At 40.9% G+C, this 16,563-nt stretch carries 14 protein-coding genes; 6 read left to right on the top strand and 8 right to left on the bottom strand.

Annotated features, from left to right (window positions below; genetic code table 11):
- Positions 1-671: 671 nt before the first annotated feature.
- Positions 672-1,421, bottom strand: a complete 750-nt coding sequence (locus B4Z90_RS23480; protein ID WP_070570101.1) for a hypothetical protein — start codon at positions 1,419-1,421, stop codon at positions 672-674.
- A gap of 152 nt (positions 1,422-1,573) precedes the next feature.
- On the opposite strand from B4Z90_RS23480, the gene B4Z90_RS23485 reads away from it, so the two are divergent.
- Positions 1,574-2,041, top strand: a complete 468-nt coding sequence (locus tag B4Z90_RS23485) for a hypothetical protein (protein WP_115045809.1) — start codon at positions 1,574-1,576, stop codon at positions 2,039-2,041.
- Here the strand turns inward: B4Z90_RS23485 and lepB are convergent.
- The 3 genes from lepB to B4Z90_RS23500 all read right to left on the bottom strand — a co-directional run bounded on the left by lepB (position 1,958) and on the right by B4Z90_RS23500 (position 5,086).
- Complete coding sequence (gene lepB / locus B4Z90_RS23490; RefSeq protein WP_286803469.1) at positions 1,958-3,535, bottom strand: signal peptidase I; 1,578 nt, start codon at positions 3,533-3,535, stop codon at positions 1,958-1,960. The two genes, B4Z90_RS23485 and lepB, sit on opposite strands and share 84 nt — an antisense overlap.
- A 38-nt stretch (positions 3,536-3,573) precedes the next feature.
- Positions 3,574-4,308, bottom strand: coding sequence for a hypothetical protein (locus B4Z90_RS23495; protein ID WP_145330920.1), 735 nt, complete (start codon positions 4,306-4,308; stop codon positions 3,574-3,576).
- Between the two features lie 304 nt (positions 4,309-4,612).
- Complete coding sequence (locus tag B4Z90_RS23500; protein ID WP_115045813.1) at positions 4,613-5,086, bottom strand: LIC11966 family surface protein; 474 nt, start codon at positions 5,084-5,086, stop codon at positions 4,613-4,615.
- Positions 5,087-5,453: 367 nt separating this feature from the next.
- Here B4Z90_RS23500 and B4Z90_RS23505 point away from each other — a divergent pair, with 367 nt between their 5' ends.
- The 3 genes from B4Z90_RS23505 (at position 5,454) to B4Z90_RS23515 (ending at position 9,274) form a co-directional block, all read left to right on the top strand.
- A complete protein-coding gene (locus B4Z90_RS23505) occupies positions 5,454-7,622 on the top strand; it encodes a TonB-dependent receptor (protein ID WP_115045814.1) in 2,169 nt (722 codons plus the stop codon).
- A gap of 111 nt (positions 7,623-7,733) precedes the next feature.
- Positions 7,734-8,210: a DUF4625 domain-containing protein gene (locus tag B4Z90_RS23510; RefSeq protein WP_115045816.1), complete on the top strand. Its 477-nt coding sequence runs from the start codon at positions 7,734-7,736 to the stop codon at positions 8,208-8,210.
- A gap of 44 nt (positions 8,211-8,254) precedes the next feature.
- Positions 8,255-9,274, top strand: coding sequence for a DUF4625 domain-containing protein (locus B4Z90_RS23515; protein WP_286803471.1), 1,020 nt, complete (start codon positions 8,255-8,257; stop codon positions 9,272-9,274).
- Positions 9,275-9,479: 205 nt separating this feature from the next.
- On the opposite strand, the gene B4Z90_RS23520 is transcribed toward B4Z90_RS23515, so the two are convergent.
- From B4Z90_RS23520 to B4Z90_RS23530, 3 genes are all read right to left on the bottom strand, one after another.
- A complete protein-coding gene (locus tag B4Z90_RS23520) occupies positions 9,480-9,749 on the bottom strand; it encodes a hypothetical protein (RefSeq protein WP_286803472.1) in 270 nt (89 codons plus the stop codon).
- Positions 9,724-10,368 (bottom strand): response regulator transcription factor, encoded by a 645-nt coding sequence (locus tag B4Z90_RS23525; RefSeq protein ID WP_145330908.1) that lies wholly within the window; start codon positions 10,366-10,368, stop codon positions 9,724-9,726. The genes B4Z90_RS23520 and B4Z90_RS23525 overlap by 26 nt, the downstream gene beginning before the upstream one ends.
- 137 nt (positions 10,369-10,505) lie before the next feature.
- Positions 10,506-13,562 carry a beta-L-arabinofuranosidase domain-containing protein gene (locus tag B4Z90_RS23530; protein WP_286803473.1) on the bottom strand — a complete coding sequence of 1,019 codons (3,057 nt, stop codon included), beginning with the start codon at positions 13,560-13,562 and terminating at the stop codon, positions 10,506-10,508.
- A gap of 454 nt (positions 13,563-14,016) precedes the next feature.
- Between B4Z90_RS23530 and B4Z90_RS23535 the strand changes: the two genes are divergently transcribed.
- Together B4Z90_RS23535 and B4Z90_RS23540 are read left to right on the top strand one after the other, a co-directional pair.
- Positions 14,017-14,451, top strand: coding sequence for a hypothetical protein (locus B4Z90_RS23535; protein WP_286803474.1), 435 nt, complete (start codon positions 14,017-14,019; stop codon positions 14,449-14,451).
- Positions 14,451-14,585, top strand: coding sequence for a hypothetical protein (locus B4Z90_RS23540; protein ID WP_262511798.1), 135 nt, complete (start codon positions 14,451-14,453; stop codon positions 14,583-14,585). The genes B4Z90_RS23535 and B4Z90_RS23540 overlap by 1 nt, the downstream gene beginning before the upstream one ends.
- A gap of 493 nt (positions 14,586-15,078) precedes the next feature.
- On the opposite strand, the gene B4Z90_RS23545 is transcribed toward B4Z90_RS23540, so the two are convergent.
- The gene (locus tag B4Z90_RS23545) at positions 15,079-16,461 is read right to left on the bottom strand and encodes a nucleotide sugar dehydrogenase (protein WP_159332702.1); all 1,383 of its coding nucleotides are present in this window, start codon (positions 16,459-16,461) and stop codon (positions 15,079-15,081) included.
- Positions 16,462-16,563: the final 102 nt, after the last annotated feature.

Consider the following 16,563-nt stretch of genomic DNA (forward strand, 5'->3'; position numbering starts at 1 on the left):
TTCCAAGCCTTTTGTTCTTATTATTTTCATTTTGTCCTTAACTACCTGTAACGGTGCGACATTCTTTTTGTAAAACAGGTGATCGGAAGGCTGGGATGGCTGATCCGGCCACCAGATTTGGCCAGATAGCGGCATCGGGCAACGAAAACATGCTGAAATGCACCTGCCGGGTCTACTGCTCCCCCGACACAGCATAGCAAAGGGAGATCGGAAAACGCAAACATACCCGAACAGAGAACAACAGAAGAATACCGCAGCACAGCAAAAGAATGAGAGCATACACCGCTCCGGATTACCCATTAGATGATCACACTCTTTTACTACTTTACTTAGGGTTTGTTTAGGTATAGCTTAGGTTATAGCTAAATAAATCCTAACCAAAAGCTAACTAAATACTAATTAAAATCTAACTTAAAGAAGAACTAAATAAAAGCGAATAAACATAACATTATGTAAATAACCCTACAAGCGTCCCAGCATTCAACCAGAATCACCATGATATAGGCATTTTTGGAGGGTTTATGGGATCAAAGAAAATGAGCAAGAGAAAGCGTTCAGCTTGTAACACGTTTAGAATAACGACTAAGTTCAAAAAACATAACAACCAAACAAAAGGCTCCGAATCAATTTAGATGATTCGGAGCGTCAGACGTTATTATAGTTTACATGCTCTAATCTCTTAATGCTGTAAGATCAGCCTTAGGCTTGGGCAAGTTCATGTTTTTAATTGCCAGGCGACAGGCATCAACCATTTCCTGCGTCATGGTATAGGTATACTTTCCATAATCGTCGTATTCCAAGGTACCAACAAAAAAGAATCCGTATTTATCAAAGAAATCCGTCAAATCCAATTTGGCCACTTCGCAGGCTGTTTTAACAAAATTCAGTTGATGAACGGCAGGATTACGCTCTCCCATCATCCGATCGGAGCTCCAATCCGAACGCTGTCTTCTCGGTTTATTCATATTCTGCTGATGGAAATTAAACAATGGACGTGTCTGGTGTACGTGACCTACCTCAATTCCGGGACTAAAGTTGAACTGATAAGTAATACCAAAAGGCAAGTTAACTTTTGCGAAGAGACTTGCAAAAAGGGTATTCTGCTTGTTCATCCGGTCATTGTAGGTCATATTTAGAAAAGGATTACGGGCATTCAATCCGCTATCACCTGTCGGAATCCGCCTTAATGTGCCATCCGGATTGTATTTACCACCAGCGCGCCCCACATCTGCTCGCCATTTCAGAAAACCAGAGCCATCGTAAGCACGTTGCTTACGTACTAGCGGAGCTACTCTCCAGTTGATATTCGCCGTCAACACGGGTTTATCGCCTATTCCTTTTTTGGTGGTAATGGCAACTACCCCTGTAGCAGCTTTAGCACCATAAATAGCCAATGAGCGCGCGAGAAAAACATAAGCCACAAATCAGCCACAAAAGGTATTGTTGTTATACTTTACACAAATTGCAGCACTCAATCAAAATGCAACCGTTCAAGTTCGTTGTATTAAAAAATAAAAATAATCTCTTCTTATTCGTTATTTAAACAGAATCCCCCAAAAAGAGTCTTTTTATAATGCTTACCCTGTTGGGTTTGCAAACTGTATCGGCCCAAGAAACTCCAACAGCGATCTCTAAAGGAAAATGGATGGTCGAAACGAATCTCTCGCCACTGACCGGCCTTTCTACTTCCGGCTTTAGCTTTTATTCCAACAATGGCGCCCAGCTCTGGTCTGTAGGCGGTGAAGCAGGTTATTTTTTCCAAGATAAACTAGCTGTCAAAGCAGGATTAGGTTTCACTGGTCAAAGATATGTATTCGATTTTGATGGCCAAAAAATCGAATTGAATTCTACACATTCGTTTATTTATAAAGCGGGATTAAAATACTATATTATCAATCAATTTCCCGTGCAGGTAGATCTAGGTGGTATTAATAGTGGTGGCGAGAAGCTTTCTTTTCTAATGGATACCTTTAAAAATTCTATTCCACCGTATTTTGGAAAGTCCATTACCATCTGCATTCCAGCTCATCCAGGTAAATAATGCTTTTCCGACAATATGATCCTCAGGAACAAATCCCCAATCCCTAGCATCGAGCGAGTTGTGCCTATTATCTCCCATCATCCAATAATAATCCATTTTAAAGGTGTAGGAATCTGTTCGATTTCCATTGATATAAAGCCCATCCGTTTTCTTTTCCAACAGGTTATTTTCATACACTCGTATGGCTCGCTCATAGAGTGGCAAGGTCTGTGCATTCAGTGGAATAGTCATCCCCTTTCGAGGAATAACAAAGGGGCCGAAATTATCATAATTCCATTTGTATTGTGGGTCGTTCGGAAAGGTATTTGCTTCGGCTTCCCCAGGTTTACGCAAGTTCATTTGCATGGATTTGACATTGGACCAGGATTTCACCATGGCTGCCTGATCTTTCGTTAAAAAGATTACATAAACTCCGGGCTGAATAGCAGAGACTTCTATTCCCATATCTCTTAGGCGCTGTTCGTCCAGACCTGCCTCATCTGTGATCACGGTATAATCCATCTGGCTTTCCGGGGCTACAAAACCTGGTTGGTCGTTCACAAACAATACTCCTTCTGTCATGCTGATTTTATCCCCAGGCATTCCCACACAGCGTTTAATTAAATGTTCGCGTTTATCCACTGGACGGGTTTGAATTGTAAATTGTTGATGTACTGCTTCACGTCCCATGCTACGCACCAAGTCATAATAGGGCGAGTCTTGATTTTCGACAGCAACGGTATCACCGGCAGGTGCATTAAAAACGATCACATCATTCCGTTTTATTTCTTGAAATCCGGGCAATCGTTTGTAAGGAATTTTAATGAGTTCGGAGAATGCTTTTCCTCCTACTAATGGCATCGTATGATGTGCAAAAGGAAACGCTATAGGTGTATTTGGAATACGGGGCCCGTAATTTAGTTTACTGACAAAAAGATAATCTCCAATGAGGAGAGACTGTTGCATAGACCCCGAAGGAATCATAAATGCCTCCAATAAAAAACCACGAATCAAGGTTGCAGCGACAGTCGCAAAAACAATCGCATCCGCCCATTCTCGTACCATCGATTTTTTATAGGGATATTTCTTCTTATAGTCTATATACGATTGATGCGCAATTTCCAGTTCAGATTCCTTTGTCGCCAGGCGACCTTCGGCATGCGCTACTTTCAGATTTTTGGCATATAGCCCATTCATAAATTGCACATTTTTATCTCTGCCCCAAAGTGGTAGCACGATAAACGGAACCAGCACAACAGCGCAATTTTCCCAAAACCTTCTTTTCCCAAAACAATGAATAAAATCGAGGTAGAGATTATAAAAGATAAAAACATTGACGATCGGAACAAGCAAAAGGATAAGCTGCCAGGTCTTCTTGCCGAGTATCCGCGATTGGATAAACTGACTATAGACAGGAACAACTCCTTCCCAACCTTTGCGTCCTGCCTTTTCAAATAGCAACCAAAAGCCATAGGCTGCAACTATAGTCAATACAATAAAGATGGTAAGTATCATAAAATTGTTTTAAATGCAGTATCAGTGAATAAAAAATCTCAATAAATAATTAGTTGCTTTCTCTCCTCGGAAGAGATTTTTGAAAGTTGAAGCTCATTATAGCGCATAACGTATTTTATAAAAAGATCATAATCATACTTTTTCTCATTTTCAAACTCAGCAAACAACTCCGGTTCGTCATTGATCAAACGCCCTAAAGCAATTGTCCGCTTTTTTTTGCTGTTGCTAAAAAGTTCGTTCGTATTACTACTTATTTCAATCACTTCACCGGTTGACTTTTTTAATGCATAAGCATATTTAGACTTACTGATTCCAATGGACAACATTGTACCACCACCACCCGTACCAAACATCATTCCTCCGCCACCACCAAGGTTCAAATTAGACACATAATAAACCATTATTTCTCCATCAACCAACACTTCAGCAAAAGTTGGCTCCTCCGTATAATATCGACCTATTTGAAATACTTGTGGAGAAGTTCCCTGAACGGGCTCCAAGCCATTTTCGACATAAGAAGGTGCATAAACTTTTCTTTTAGATTCCCAGTAAGCACGAAACACCTGGCCGGGGGCAAAAGTTAGCTTCTCTTTCTGTTGATTTTCAAATTTGAGTTTGTGATCCTTGATGGAGGAGATTTTTCCGTAAAGGGTATCTGCGTTCATAAGCACCAAGTAATCTAATTTTTTTGCGGCTTCCTGTGCACGAGCTGTCATTAGTATACTGGCGAAGCAAGAAAAAAACACAGCAGTTAAAATTGATATGGCTTTCATTTGAACATTTGTTTTGCACTATTTTTAAATCCCATGGCATGCGCTACTATACGTAAGGTAAAGCTACATAAAAATATGAAATTCAAGTTCGGCCTTCGGAGTTTTAACGTTTGTTAGCATTTTGTTTTGCTAGGGCATTCCTACAATACTGTGCAAAGATTTTAAGATCCCTAAAAACGATCCCTAATAATACAGTCAATACAGCCGTATTTCTCAAGCAACAACAGCTGTACTGCAAAAAACAAAGCCACATCATTTTTTGCTGATGTGGCTTAACTGATTGCTTATTGTTTATGCAAAAAGATTAGCTTTTATATTTACTTTCAAATGCTGTGGATGCTTGATTGACACCATTGCTCATATTTTCAAACGCTTTATTGATATTTTCAAGCAATGCAGACTCTTTAGCAGCATCAGGTGTCTTATTTTTTCGGAGTTCAATCAATTTCGGATAATCCTCCGTAACGATTTTTTTATACCCATTTAAGCCATCAAGAACGGCTTTTTGGAATGTCGCATCGCCTTTGAAATCTCCCAGATCTTCGACTTTCTTGATATCATCATTCAAAGATTTTTCCCAATCTGCGCGGACCTGTTCGGCTTTCGTATATTCGGAGCCATTCATGGCGGCATTCATGTCTGTCACATGTTTTTCACTACTATTTATAACGGTAATAATTGAATTGTTGTATGCTGCAGGATCTTTTTCTCCCGAACCACAACTTGACAGGCTCAGAACCGCTGCGGTCATCATGCCCGTAATAAATTGTTTAATCATATTGATCTATTTTATAATTTGTTTTTCCTCATTTTTCGTAAAAATAGCAACACCACATCATCCATAGGACAAGCTTTAGTGCATCAAAAATCTGTTTAGGTTACGCTAGCAACCGCTATTTCACCAGTGCCTTTTTCTAATTATGAATATCACTCACCAATGCATAACACTCTAAATCAAAGATAATTGAAGCCGAAAAATATTACTATCGCTGAAATCAGGGATTTGTTTCTTCAAGCCTTATAATGCAACTATATTGCTTTTAAAATCTTTTTCCTTATATTTGTTGCAACTTAATTGCAATATATATTAATTGGAATACCATATGTATTGCACGAATTACGCTTTACGAATCGAATCCACATAGATGAATAGGTATATCATTTTTTCACTTATCGCAGCACAACAGCTATTTTTCCCATGTTATGGACAGGAAAATAGTATCGAGCTTGAAGAAGTAAAAGTTGGAGGGCGACGTTATCACCGGGCAGCAGAAGGAGCATTATCGATCCAGCTATTGACTGCCGACTCTATACAAAAATACCAGGCGGGAAGTTTAATGCAGACATTAAGCAGGCTTCCCGGTATCAGTGCCATAGGCATAGGTGCTAATCAGTCTAAACCGCAGATTAGAGGGCTCGGATTTAATCGTGTGGCCACGGTAGAAAATGGCATTAAACATGAAGGCCAGCAATGGGGGTTGGATCATGGATTGGAAATCGATCAATTCAGTGTAGGGAGTGCCGAGGTACTAAAGGGGGCCAGCTCATTTTTGTATGGCTCAGATGCCATTGGTGGTGTCATTCGGCTATCACCGCCAGCGGAACTACAGGAGACAGGTTTTAAGGGGCAGTTTAACCTATTGACAAAGTCAAACAACGCTACTTTTGGCGGATCGCTACAAGCACAGGGCCGAAAAGGGAATTGGGTATTTGGAGGAGGATTCACGCATCTGGAATATGGCGATTACCGTGTCCCCACAGATACAGTCTATGTTTACAATTATGCGGTACGTCTGAAAGATCGGCATGTTCGCAACACTGCGGGACGAGAGACACATTTTCAACTACGCGGCGGATATCTATCGGATCGTTTTTCTTCGATTTTCTACCTGAGTAATTATCATACAAAGTTTGGCTTCTTTGCCAATGCGCACGGCTTGGAACCAAGGGGCGTAGATACAGCACTTTATGACAAATCCAGTCGTGACATTGGTTTCCCAAGCCAGACGGTCAATCACCTGAAACTTATTAACCGCAACTTTATCGATCTGGATAAGCACAAGCTTTGGATAGACTTGGGCTATCAGAAAAATTACCGGCAAGAATATAACAATTACACCGCGCATGGTTATATGCCACCTGTTTATCCAAAAGATATGACTATCCCGATCAATTTGGAAAGGTTATATGACAAACAGGTCTATAGTATCTCTGTAAAAGACCAATTTGATTTGGCCACACATCGACTTACCATTGGCGCAAATGGAGAGTATCAGGATAACCGTATTGATGGTTGGAGCTTCCTTATCCCCACTTTTCGCCAAAAGGCAATGGGCCTATTCGTCTATGATCAATACAAACTCGCGGACGAAACCATGCTATATGGGGCATTGCGTTACGATTACAGCCATATTCAGACATCACCTTATCAGGATTGGTTCGAATCAAAGCTGGAAGATAATCAGTCGGGCAGAATAGTCCGGGCTTCGGCGCTCAGTCGCCGTTTCAATAGTCTGGTTTGGTCTATAGGAGCGGCACATCAATTCGGCGATCTGGAAACAAAAATCAATATCGGCAAGAGTTTCAGGGCCCCCATTGCACAGGAACTTGCCGCCAATGGTGTCAACTATCACTACTTCAGTTATGAAAGAGGCAATCAATCATTGTCTCCCGAACAGTCCTATCAACTGGATTTATCATTGACCTGGAGCCCTAGAAAAGTCTTTGTTGCCTTTACACCATTCTTTAATTACTTTTCCAATTATATCTACCTCAATCCTACGTCAAGCTACGATCAATATTATGGCGCCGGCAATCAAATCTTTGAATATATGGAAAGTCGTGTTCGCCGTTATGGAGCAGAATTGAAGCTCAGCTATCAGCCTCTGAAACAATGGAAAGTAGAATTATTGGGTGAATATGTTCGATCGGAACAACTATCGGGCGCAAAGAAAGGCTATACACTTCCTTTCTCTCCGGCACCTTCAGCTTTGATGGACATCAGCTGGACAGCAAAAAATAGCAAACATTTTAAAGAGACCTACCTTTCCGTCGATTGCAAATGGACAGCAGCGCAGTATCATGTTGTTCCACCAGAAGAGTCCACAGCAGATTATCAGGTCTTCAACTTCCGGGCAGGAACACAACTTCGGTTTTCGGGATCTGTCCTCCAATTACGCTTACAGGTTCAAAATCTCTTTGACAAGAAATATATGGATCATACCAGCTTTTATCGGCTGATCTCTTTGCCTGAACAGGGAAGGAATTTTATGCTATCCATTGGAGTTCCCTTTGGAAAACAGTCCCGATCATAAGATTATTAAAACTAAACCCTTTGCTCCCTATAAACAACCGTTGAGCAATATACGAGCATCGCAAGCTTATGAATATCGCTTAACACATACACAAATGAATAAAATTTATAGATGAAAACACTTCAAAAATACACACTTATTACAGTGTTACTTGCCATGACTGTTGCCTGTAAAAAAGATAAGGAAAGCATTGATACCGAAAAACCGACCATCGCCATCGATTCGGAAACGGCTTTCCCAAAACAATGCAGCACAATTAAACGAGGCACAAGTTTTACTTTCCGCAGTAAGCTATCTGATAATGTCGCGCTCGGGAGCTATAGCATCGACGTACACCATAATTTTGACCATCATTCGCATAGCACTGAAATCGGTGAATGCACGGTTGAGGCGATAAAAACACCCGTCAAGCCATTTACTTTGGTCAAGACAGTTAATATTCCGGGGCAGCCACAGCAATATGATGCCGAATTAAAAATCGATGTGCCAGCAGATATCGATCCGGGTAATTATCATTTTATGATTCAGGTGACTGACCTGGCGGGATGGAGCAGCCAGAAGGGAATCAGCATCCGTATACTCGAGTAATACCATACATATTTATCAACTCAATTTAATTAAATCCATTTTACATGAAAACTAGAAACATTCGCTTCTTCTTCCTGTTAAGTACAATTCTTTTAGGCTTCCTATCGTCCTGTAAGAAAGATAACGAGGAAATTCCAGCACTTGCAAAACCCCAGATAGGCACACTTGAAATCGGCAGTGGCAATAATAAAACTGTCCAAGCGGGATCAGATCTTCATCTTGAAGGTGATATTGTTGCCGAAGCACTGATTGCTAAAATCGAAATTGAGGTACATCAAGAAGGTGGCGGTCAGTATAAGTTTACAAAAGCCTATACGGATGGAAAATACATTGGCGTGAAAAATGCGGCATTTCATGAACATATTGATGTTCCCGCTGATGCTCCCGCCGGGGCATATCATTTTCATTTTACGGTAACCGACAAAGCCGGAAATGCGACTACAGCTGAATCACCGTTGACTATACAAGGTTCAGATGCCAAAGTTGCTTATAAGCTTGTATTTACAGAAGTAGCCGGCGAAGTCCATGGAGACCATTTCCATGATCTTGCCGACAAAGAAAAAGTAGAGCCAATTGCTATCAGCTTTGATGAGAAGGGAACAGCATTGGCTGGAGGACATGCTCACCTCAATCCCGCAGGTATCTATAAAATTGAATTAAAACAATTTGATGCTTCTTCAAAAGAAATCCAGGGCCAATACATCAGCAATAAAGCAACTGCAGATTACTACAAAGCATTCCTTACGGGTGGTTCTTTCGTTTTAAATCCGAATAGCAGTACAGGAAATGGTGCAATCTTTCAAACGAAAGAAACTACCTACGGTGATGGCTCTGCAGTCAATGGAGCAACGGAGACAACAGGAATCATCACGTACTTTACAGCAGGAAAAGATAATGAAGGCGAAAAAAATGTAGTCTTTGTACTTCGCAAGTTTAACGATGCCAGCACAAAGGCAAAAGTTACCCGTACTGACTGGAATTTATCGGATTATGCCACTAAGTTTGCTGGTCAAGACCTCATAAAACTATCTTTTGAACTCCACGCAGAGGAAGGAGAAGATTAGTTAGCGCAATAAACTCGGCCTACTTACCAAAAAAACCTTCATGATTTCGCCGCTATGAGTGCATGTAAAATCATGAAGGTTTTCTTATTTGTACAGAAATATCGGCCTAGTCCCTTACTTTCGTAAGCACATTTCCCTCTGAATCGAGTACCAGCTTCCACTCCTCTTTTCGACTTTTCACTTCAAACGCATAACTCACTTTCTGCTAGGCGGTAATCTTTTTTGCGTCTTCAATACGATATCCCGGAAAATCTCTTTTCACCCGGTCCAGCACACTCTTCGGTAGTTCTCTTTTGTTGATTTCAGTTTTATACCGCAAAAGTTTTCCGTTATGCTGAAACCAAGCTTCCTGGTCAATGCCAAATAAATCCGTTTCAAACTCAGCTTCATAAACATTCCCCTTCAATTCCCAATCTACTTTTTTGGCTTTTGGAAATTTCTGTTGGAAACTATTCACCAAAATCCACATCAGCATGACTAGCCAAGAATTTTTTGCGCAAGTTTTTTATCTGTGAATAGATGAAATCAAGATTATCCGCCTGGTCCGTATTATCTCCCCATACATGTTCTGCCAGCGCACTTTTGCTGACCAGTCTATTTTTGTTCAATAAGAAGTAGTTGAGCATATCGAACTCTTTCCGATTTAACGGCACAGGCTCCTGTGCAATAAATAAGCAGCGTTCATTGAGATCCAGCACGATGTTTCCCATTTCCAATGTATGCTTACCTTCCCGTTGTTTCCTTCGTAACACAGCTTTAATCCGTGCATTCAGCTCAGCAATATGAAAGGGTTTTGTCAAATAGTCATCGGCTCCAAGCTCGAGTCCCTTTAGCTTATCGTCCAGAGAATCCTTCGCGGAGATAATGATCACATTATCGGACTTACCTTCATTTTTGAGCTGATCGAGGATCTGCAAACCATTACCTCCAGGCAACATGATGTCGAGCAGGATACAATCGTAATCATAAACAGCGACTTTTTCAAGAGCTGATCCATAATCAGCGGCAGTTTCTACCGTATATTCTTCCTTAAGTAAAGATGCCTTCACAATTTCCCTTAAATCCGCTTCGTCTTCAATAACCAATATTTTCATCTTCTTAATTCTATTTAGCGGAAAACTTGTGTAAACAATAGTATTCTGTCCATGCTAAATGACAATTCACACACACAATTGTTTCTGACAAAGATACCTTGAATTTGGGAAAGATTTAGGAATACACTGCTAGCCTCCTATTTTAAACTGACATCCAGGTAAACCGAATGACGTCCGTAAGTATCATAAAAAGGTTTATAAAGGACATCATCAATGTAAAATTCCAATGTTTCGGGATTTCCTTTAATAGACTTAGCAATATCCTTTGCATCTAAAGTTACTTTACGCCAGTCTTTTCTTGCTGCAGGTTCCTGAGCTGCCAATAAGATCGGCCCATAAAATAGGCTGGCAATATTGGGCTGATCCATAACTGGCTCCAGATGAAACTGAAATGGCATTTTAAGGTTGATCACATCCCCATCTTTCCAGGTACGGTTTAAGGTCAGGTAAGTGCCCGGCTCAGCTTTAATTTTTTGATTGACTCCATTTATTGCAACAAAAAATCCCTTTGTTGCCCAGCTTGGCACCCGCACATGAAGTTCAAATTTGCCATTCCCCCGTATGGTCAACGCTGTTTGATCCGCTTTCGGAAAACTGGTTTGTTGCTCGACGCTGATTCCCCGTTCCGTCCAGTGTAGGGTAGAAGGAATATACAGATTGACATACAGCGCCTGGTCATCCTTACTTTTAAAATAGATTGTATTCTGCAATTTAGTACTGCTCTCAATAGCCGTACCATTACAGCAGGTAAAGCCTTTCATATCGGCATTTCCAAACTGCTTAATAGATCCCGCGCGTAAAGGCACATGATACGTGTTTGCTGGACTATTTTCTGCAACAGAAGCTAAGATATGATTGTATAATCCACGTTCATAATAATCCATCAACTCTTCGCGCTGATCGAACATAAACAAGTCACTTGTCAATTTCAGCATGTTATAGGTTGCACAGGTTTCGTTCTGCCCACCTGCAGAAAATCCATTTTCATATAATGTCGCCGGCTGACTAATAAAACATTCGGCATTGGCTGGATTTCTGGCTCCAGCCACACCACCGATACTATACATATAATCGTTGGTGGCCTTATACCAAAAGTTGTCCGCAATTTTATAATATTGGGGCTCATTGGACACCCGGTAAAGCTCCATGCTACCCACAATTTGAGGAATATGCTGATTGGCATGTAAGCCCCTAAAAGTATCTACATTTTTGGCCAGTCCATGTGTATGCGCGGCATCGCCGTAGAACATATCAATATTGTCAAATAAGCGGGCAGTTTTTAAATAGTTCTCTTCACCTGTTATACGATATAACCTTGCCATCACTTCATTCATTCCGCCAAATTCACCTGCGATATACGTATTCCACATCTTGATTAATGTCTCTGTCGGGACTTTATTTAAGCGTGTATACACCCAATTGCCCATTCCCTCTGCGATCTCCAATGCTTTTTTATTTCCACTTACCTCATAAACATCCATCAGGCCGGCCAGGATTTTATGCAGCGTATAATAAGGTGCCCAAACCTGGTTCTTCTGCCCGCCATATTTTGCGCCATGTTCAAGCATAATAAACTGATCCGGGGGATAGGCACTGATAAAGCCAGTACCCCAGTTCCAATAATCTGTACGGATTCCTTCGTCACTCAGGTCAGAATCATAAGCTGATTTACCGGGGCCATAAGGTACCGCAGCAGGATCTGCAATAGAAGCCTGTCCCGCTGGTCTCGGTGTACCCGACAACTTTGACAAGGCATAAAGCACGTTGACCATGGTATCCATCTTCCCCAAAAATTTTGATTGGAGTGCCTTATCATAGCCTGTACTCGCATAAGCTTGTGCAATTGCCGTCAGGTAATGTCCTGTAGCATGACCGCGCAGTTTGATATCCTGGCTGTCCCATACCTCCAAAGGTTGCGCACCGATCGGTTGTTTTTGCCCAAACGCGTGTCGAAACATATAGAGGAATGAATTGGGATCCGATTTTGCTAATGTATCAATGAATTTATTGCGATTTTCAATAAACTTCGTTTGATGCTGCTTTACATCCGTATTAAGGGAAACCTGATCCAAGTGAAATGCCTCCAATTTTAAGCTAGGCATCTTGGACTTTACCTTCCCTTTTACTGTAATGATGGCTTTGGGTTTCAGATCTGTCCCGGGAACACGCCCCGTGACGGTGTAAGCTGTTTGCTGCGCGACTGCACTATTGTCGGTTGGCGCAGGCCACAACACACGCACTTTTGGTCCCACCATACCGTCTTTATATGTACCGACGACATAACTCGGCAATCGTGGCAGCTCGCCTATCGCTGTTTCTACGGAGACATCTGCAACCCCTGTTAAGAAGGCATTATAAAGCGCTGCTTTATTCATTGGAAAGCTAGGCAGATCGTCCTCGGCTTTACCTTTAGCACTACGGTCTTCGTGCACACCTTTCAGCGCATTTCCGTATACCGTGCTGATCTGGCTCCGGTTCAGTGGCACACGATAAATGCGAAAATCATGCAACAGTGCATTTAAACTTACATTGCCACCCGACAGGGATTTTCCGATGTATAGTGTCCTCTTGCTACCTGCCTGTCCAAAAACCTCGGTCAGCTCCTGTGGGATGTCGTTAACTTCTCCAGCGGGCATACCATCTAAATATGTTTGCATGGTCCCTGTAGCAATATCAACTACGATGGCCAAGTGCACCCATTTGTTTAAAGGCACAGCCGAAGAGACCGCATTTTTTACTTCGGCCTTCTTTTGCGCGATTATCCCTATATAGCCATTTTGTAGCGCTGTACCTGTTGGTGTTCCAGCAAAATGCCTGGTGATATCTTGTCCAAAATCGAATAAATACTGGCCAGACTGCGCTGCACGTAAATATATCCAACCTGTAATGCTGATCGACTCGAGATCAGCGAGTACTTGCGCTGGAAGTACAACAAAATCGTCCTTTCCTCCAGCGAGAGAAAGCACCTTTGTAAATTGCTTATCTGACACAAATGAAGCTTTTGTCCCCTGGAATTTACCATGTAGCCCATTGCGCGACCAATCCTTAAAATCCCCATCAAAGACATAGCGGGCCACCATGCCTGTCTCTCCAATACCATCTAGGATCTGATCCCCACCCTGTGCCACAGCTACAGCTGTCATTTTGATAAAAATTGTGAGAATTGCTGCAAAATATATCGTATATCTTTTCATATCGCTATCTTTTATTCGCTAATGATTTATTGTTTAAAGATCACCCTCTAGCCCGGTGAAAGCTAGTACCGTATCCTTTTCCTTGATTGTCTTCAACAGATGACGAACAAGAAGAAAAGCAATCCCTATTAATAAGCTTCCAAAATCGAAGAATATTTTCTGTATTGCTGTCTATTTGACATTTATAAAATTAATGACTCTACATCATTATACATAGGTTTATTTTAGCCAATATTCTCCAGATTTTAACTACTGTCCATCGAGTCTACTGTCGTCCACGGGCCCACAACTCCTCCTGTCCCCTAGCAGAGGTAACACCACCACTATACTATGCCCATACTAAGAGCAGGTACCAACACCACTATAACGATGCCCATACAAACCTATGGAAACTCAGCCCGCCATGACCGATTACTCCTCGGTATTTTGTATTTTAGATTCGATATGATCTACTTTGGATAAACGAAATTCAAAAATTTGGGCACCAGTGATCAGTCTGGATGGTTTCCGCAAGGAACAGACTGCAGGGCGCGACGAACTCCTATTTAATGAACTGCATGGCGAACGGCTCATCGACAAACCGCATAAACATGATTTTTTTATCAGAAACTCTGCTCTGGCTCTTGCGGGTGCAACATTTATCCGGGGAATGCTATTTGCAGAAAATCAACCTAATGCGGTTTATCAAGAACTTTTGAGCGGCTACCAAGGTAAAAAAAGTTATACGCTGAAAAACGTGTTGTTGGAAACCGGATTTGAGTACGGTGGTGATGGTAATGTAACCGCAACAAAGACCGGTCTTTTTGTATTCAGATCGCAAACGGAAAAATCAAAAATATCAGTGCCAACAGCAACAGTGCTGATGCGATCGATGCAAAAGGACTTTTGATGCTGCATTCTTTTAAAGATATGCATATCCATTTGGATAAGACCTATTATAGCGACAAATGGCAGGCTGTAAGACGCCGCCCAGGAGGTGTAAAGAGTATGAATGCTGGCGCCTTATCTCCAGAAAGCGGCTAAAACCAATATTGATTTTATCGGTGGGGTCGATCCTTGCATCTCAGGTATACGGCCAGGCTACCGAGCATTAGATCAATTCGTTGCTGGCACGACAAGATAAGAGAAAATGGCATTGACAAAAAAATTATTCAGTGTCAATAATTACTGAATATAAGTTTAATTTAACTCCGCATTGGATTAGTTAAAAATTAGCGAATTGATTATATTGCTTCGTCAGGTTAAAAGCAACTTGACGAATAAATAAAAGGCTAGGATTACTATCATAGCCTTTACAAATCAATCTTCAATTAACTTTACTCAGTTACTAAACGTGCAAAAACAAACCATATACAATTAAAATGAAAACTGACTTCTAAAAAACCTGCAGATTTTTCAATCTACAGGCTGGAATGCACTCATATTTATGAATAATCAAATGAGTGTATCTAATATACGTAATTATAAGTAACAATGAAAATTCATAATTTTTAAAAATTTATGAATATCTTAATTATTATTCTCCAATTGAATAATATTCAAATCCCATATCAGCCATTTTAACAGCATCCAATATTCTACGTCCGTCAAACACAAAAGCTGGACGTTTCATCAGATTTTTTATCAAAGCCCAATCATACGCCTTAAACTCATCCCACTCAGTCAATATCGCTACGGCATATGCATCTCCGAAAGCAGTGTAAGGATCGTTCACGACCTTAAGAAGATTTCTATTCTGCTCAGGCGATCTACTATTCAATCCATCAATATCGCTATAAATTTGCTCTTCTTTCACTTTTGGGTCGTAAACAACAACTTGGGCTTGCTCATCAAGCAGATGATCAGCCACATAGATAGCAGAAGCTTCACGTGTATCATTTGTATCCTTTTTGAATGCCCAGCCTAAAAACACGATTTTCTTCTCATTTACAGTGTTATACATTGTCTTAACAATTCTTTCTGCAAAACGTGCTCTCTGGTGATCGTTTATGGCAACGACTTGCTCCCAATAGTCTGCAACTTTAAAAAGATTATACGATCTCGCAATATAGACTAAATTCAAAATGTCTTTTTTAAAACAGGATCCACCGAAACCAACAGATGCTTTTAAGAATTTTGAACCGATACGATTGTCCTGACCTACTGCATAAGCCACTTCATCAATGTTAGCTCCTGTTACTTCACAAAGCTCAGATATCGAATTAATACTAGATACGCGTTGGGCGAGAAAAGCATTTGCGACAAGTTTAGATAATTCAGAGGACCATAAGTTCGTCGTTATAATCTGTTTTTTAGGTACCCAAGCTTCATATATATGAGCAAGTGCATCAATAGCTTCCTGATCTTCTCCTCCTATCAATACGCGGTCAGGATGGTGTAAGTCGGCAATCGCTGTTCCTTCAGCCAAAAATTCGGGATTGGAAAGAACCTGAAAACTTACGCCATTACCTGTATTATGTAAAATACTTTTTAATGCTTGCGCTGTACGAACAGGCAAAGTAGATTTTTCTACAACAATCTTATCAGATGACGCTACTCGTGCAATCTGCCGAGCACACAACTCAATATACTTTAAATCGGCCGCTTCACCTTTACCCTTTCCATAATTTTTTGTCGGCGTATTTACCGATATGAAGATCATATCTGCCTCCTCTATAGCAGCATCCACATCTGTGCTAAAAAAAAGGTTTCTGCCCCTTGATTCAGCCAAAACAAGATCCAAGCCTGGCTCATAAACAGGAATTTTGCTTAAATCAGAATCGTTCCATGCCGATATGCGCTTTTCGTTGATATCAACTACTGTAACTTTAATAGCGGGATTTTTCTGAGCAATAACCGACATTGTTGGCCCCCCAACATAGCCTGCTCCAATACAAGCAATCTTTTTTATTCTTTTCATTTATTATAATATCACAGCTGCTTCACAAATAAAAATAATTACAGCCCATTTAACACTCTTCTTTATATTGTACAAACGCTCGGGCTAATATTAAAAAACTGG

This window comes from Sphingobacterium sp. UBA5639 (genome assembly GCF_002421245.1).
GTDB classification, from domain to species: domain Bacteria; phylum Bacteroidota; class Bacteroidia; order Sphingobacteriales; family Sphingobacteriaceae; genus Sphingobacterium; species Sphingobacterium multivorum.

What these genes read in the sequence shown, in the direction of transcription:
- B4Z90_RS23485 (WP_115045809.1), top strand. Translation starts at nt 1,574, where the DNA reads ATGCTTACCCTGTTGGGTTTGCAAACTGTATCGGCCCAAGAAACTCCA.
- lepB (WP_286803469.1), bottom strand. Translation starts at nt 3,535, where the DNA reads ATGATACTTACCATCTTTATTGTATTGACTATAGTTGCAGCCTATGGC.
- B4Z90_RS23495 (WP_145330920.1), bottom strand. Translation starts at nt 4,308, where the DNA reads ATGAAAGCCATATCAATTTTAACTGCTGTGTTTTTTTCTTGCTTCGCC.
- B4Z90_RS23500 (WP_115045813.1), bottom strand. Translation starts at nt 5,086, where the DNA reads ATGATTAAACAATTTATTACGGGCATGATGACCGCAGCGGTTCTGAGC.
- B4Z90_RS23505 (WP_115045814.1), top strand. Translation starts at nt 5,454, where the DNA reads ATGAATAGGTATATCATTTTTTCACTTATCGCAGCACAACAGCTATTT.
- B4Z90_RS23510 (WP_115045816.1), top strand. Translation starts at nt 7,734, where the DNA reads ATGAAAACACTTCAAAAATACACACTTATTACAGTGTTACTTGCCATG.
- B4Z90_RS23515 (WP_286803471.1), top strand. Translation starts at nt 8,255, where the DNA reads ATGAAAACTAGAAACATTCGCTTCTTCTTCCTGTTAAGTACAATTCTT.
- B4Z90_RS23520 (WP_286803472.1), bottom strand. Translation starts at nt 9,749, where the DNA reads ATGCTGATGTGGATTTTGGTGAATAGTTTCCAACAGAAATTTCCAAAA.
- B4Z90_RS23525 (WP_145330908.1), bottom strand. Translation starts at nt 10,368, where the DNA reads ATGAAAATATTGGTTATTGAAGACGAAGCGGATTTAAGGGAAATTGTG.
- B4Z90_RS23530 (WP_286803473.1), bottom strand. Translation starts at nt 13,562, where the DNA reads ATGAAAAGATATACGATATATTTTGCAGCAATTCTCACAATTTTTATC.
- B4Z90_RS23540 (WP_262511798.1), top strand. Translation starts at nt 14,451, where the DNA reads ATGCTGCATTCTTTTAAAGATATGCATATCCATTTGGATAAGACCTAT.
- B4Z90_RS23545 (WP_159332702.1), bottom strand. Translation starts at nt 16,461, where the DNA reads ATGAAAAGAATAAAAAAGATTGCTTGTATTGGAGCAGGCTATGTTGGG.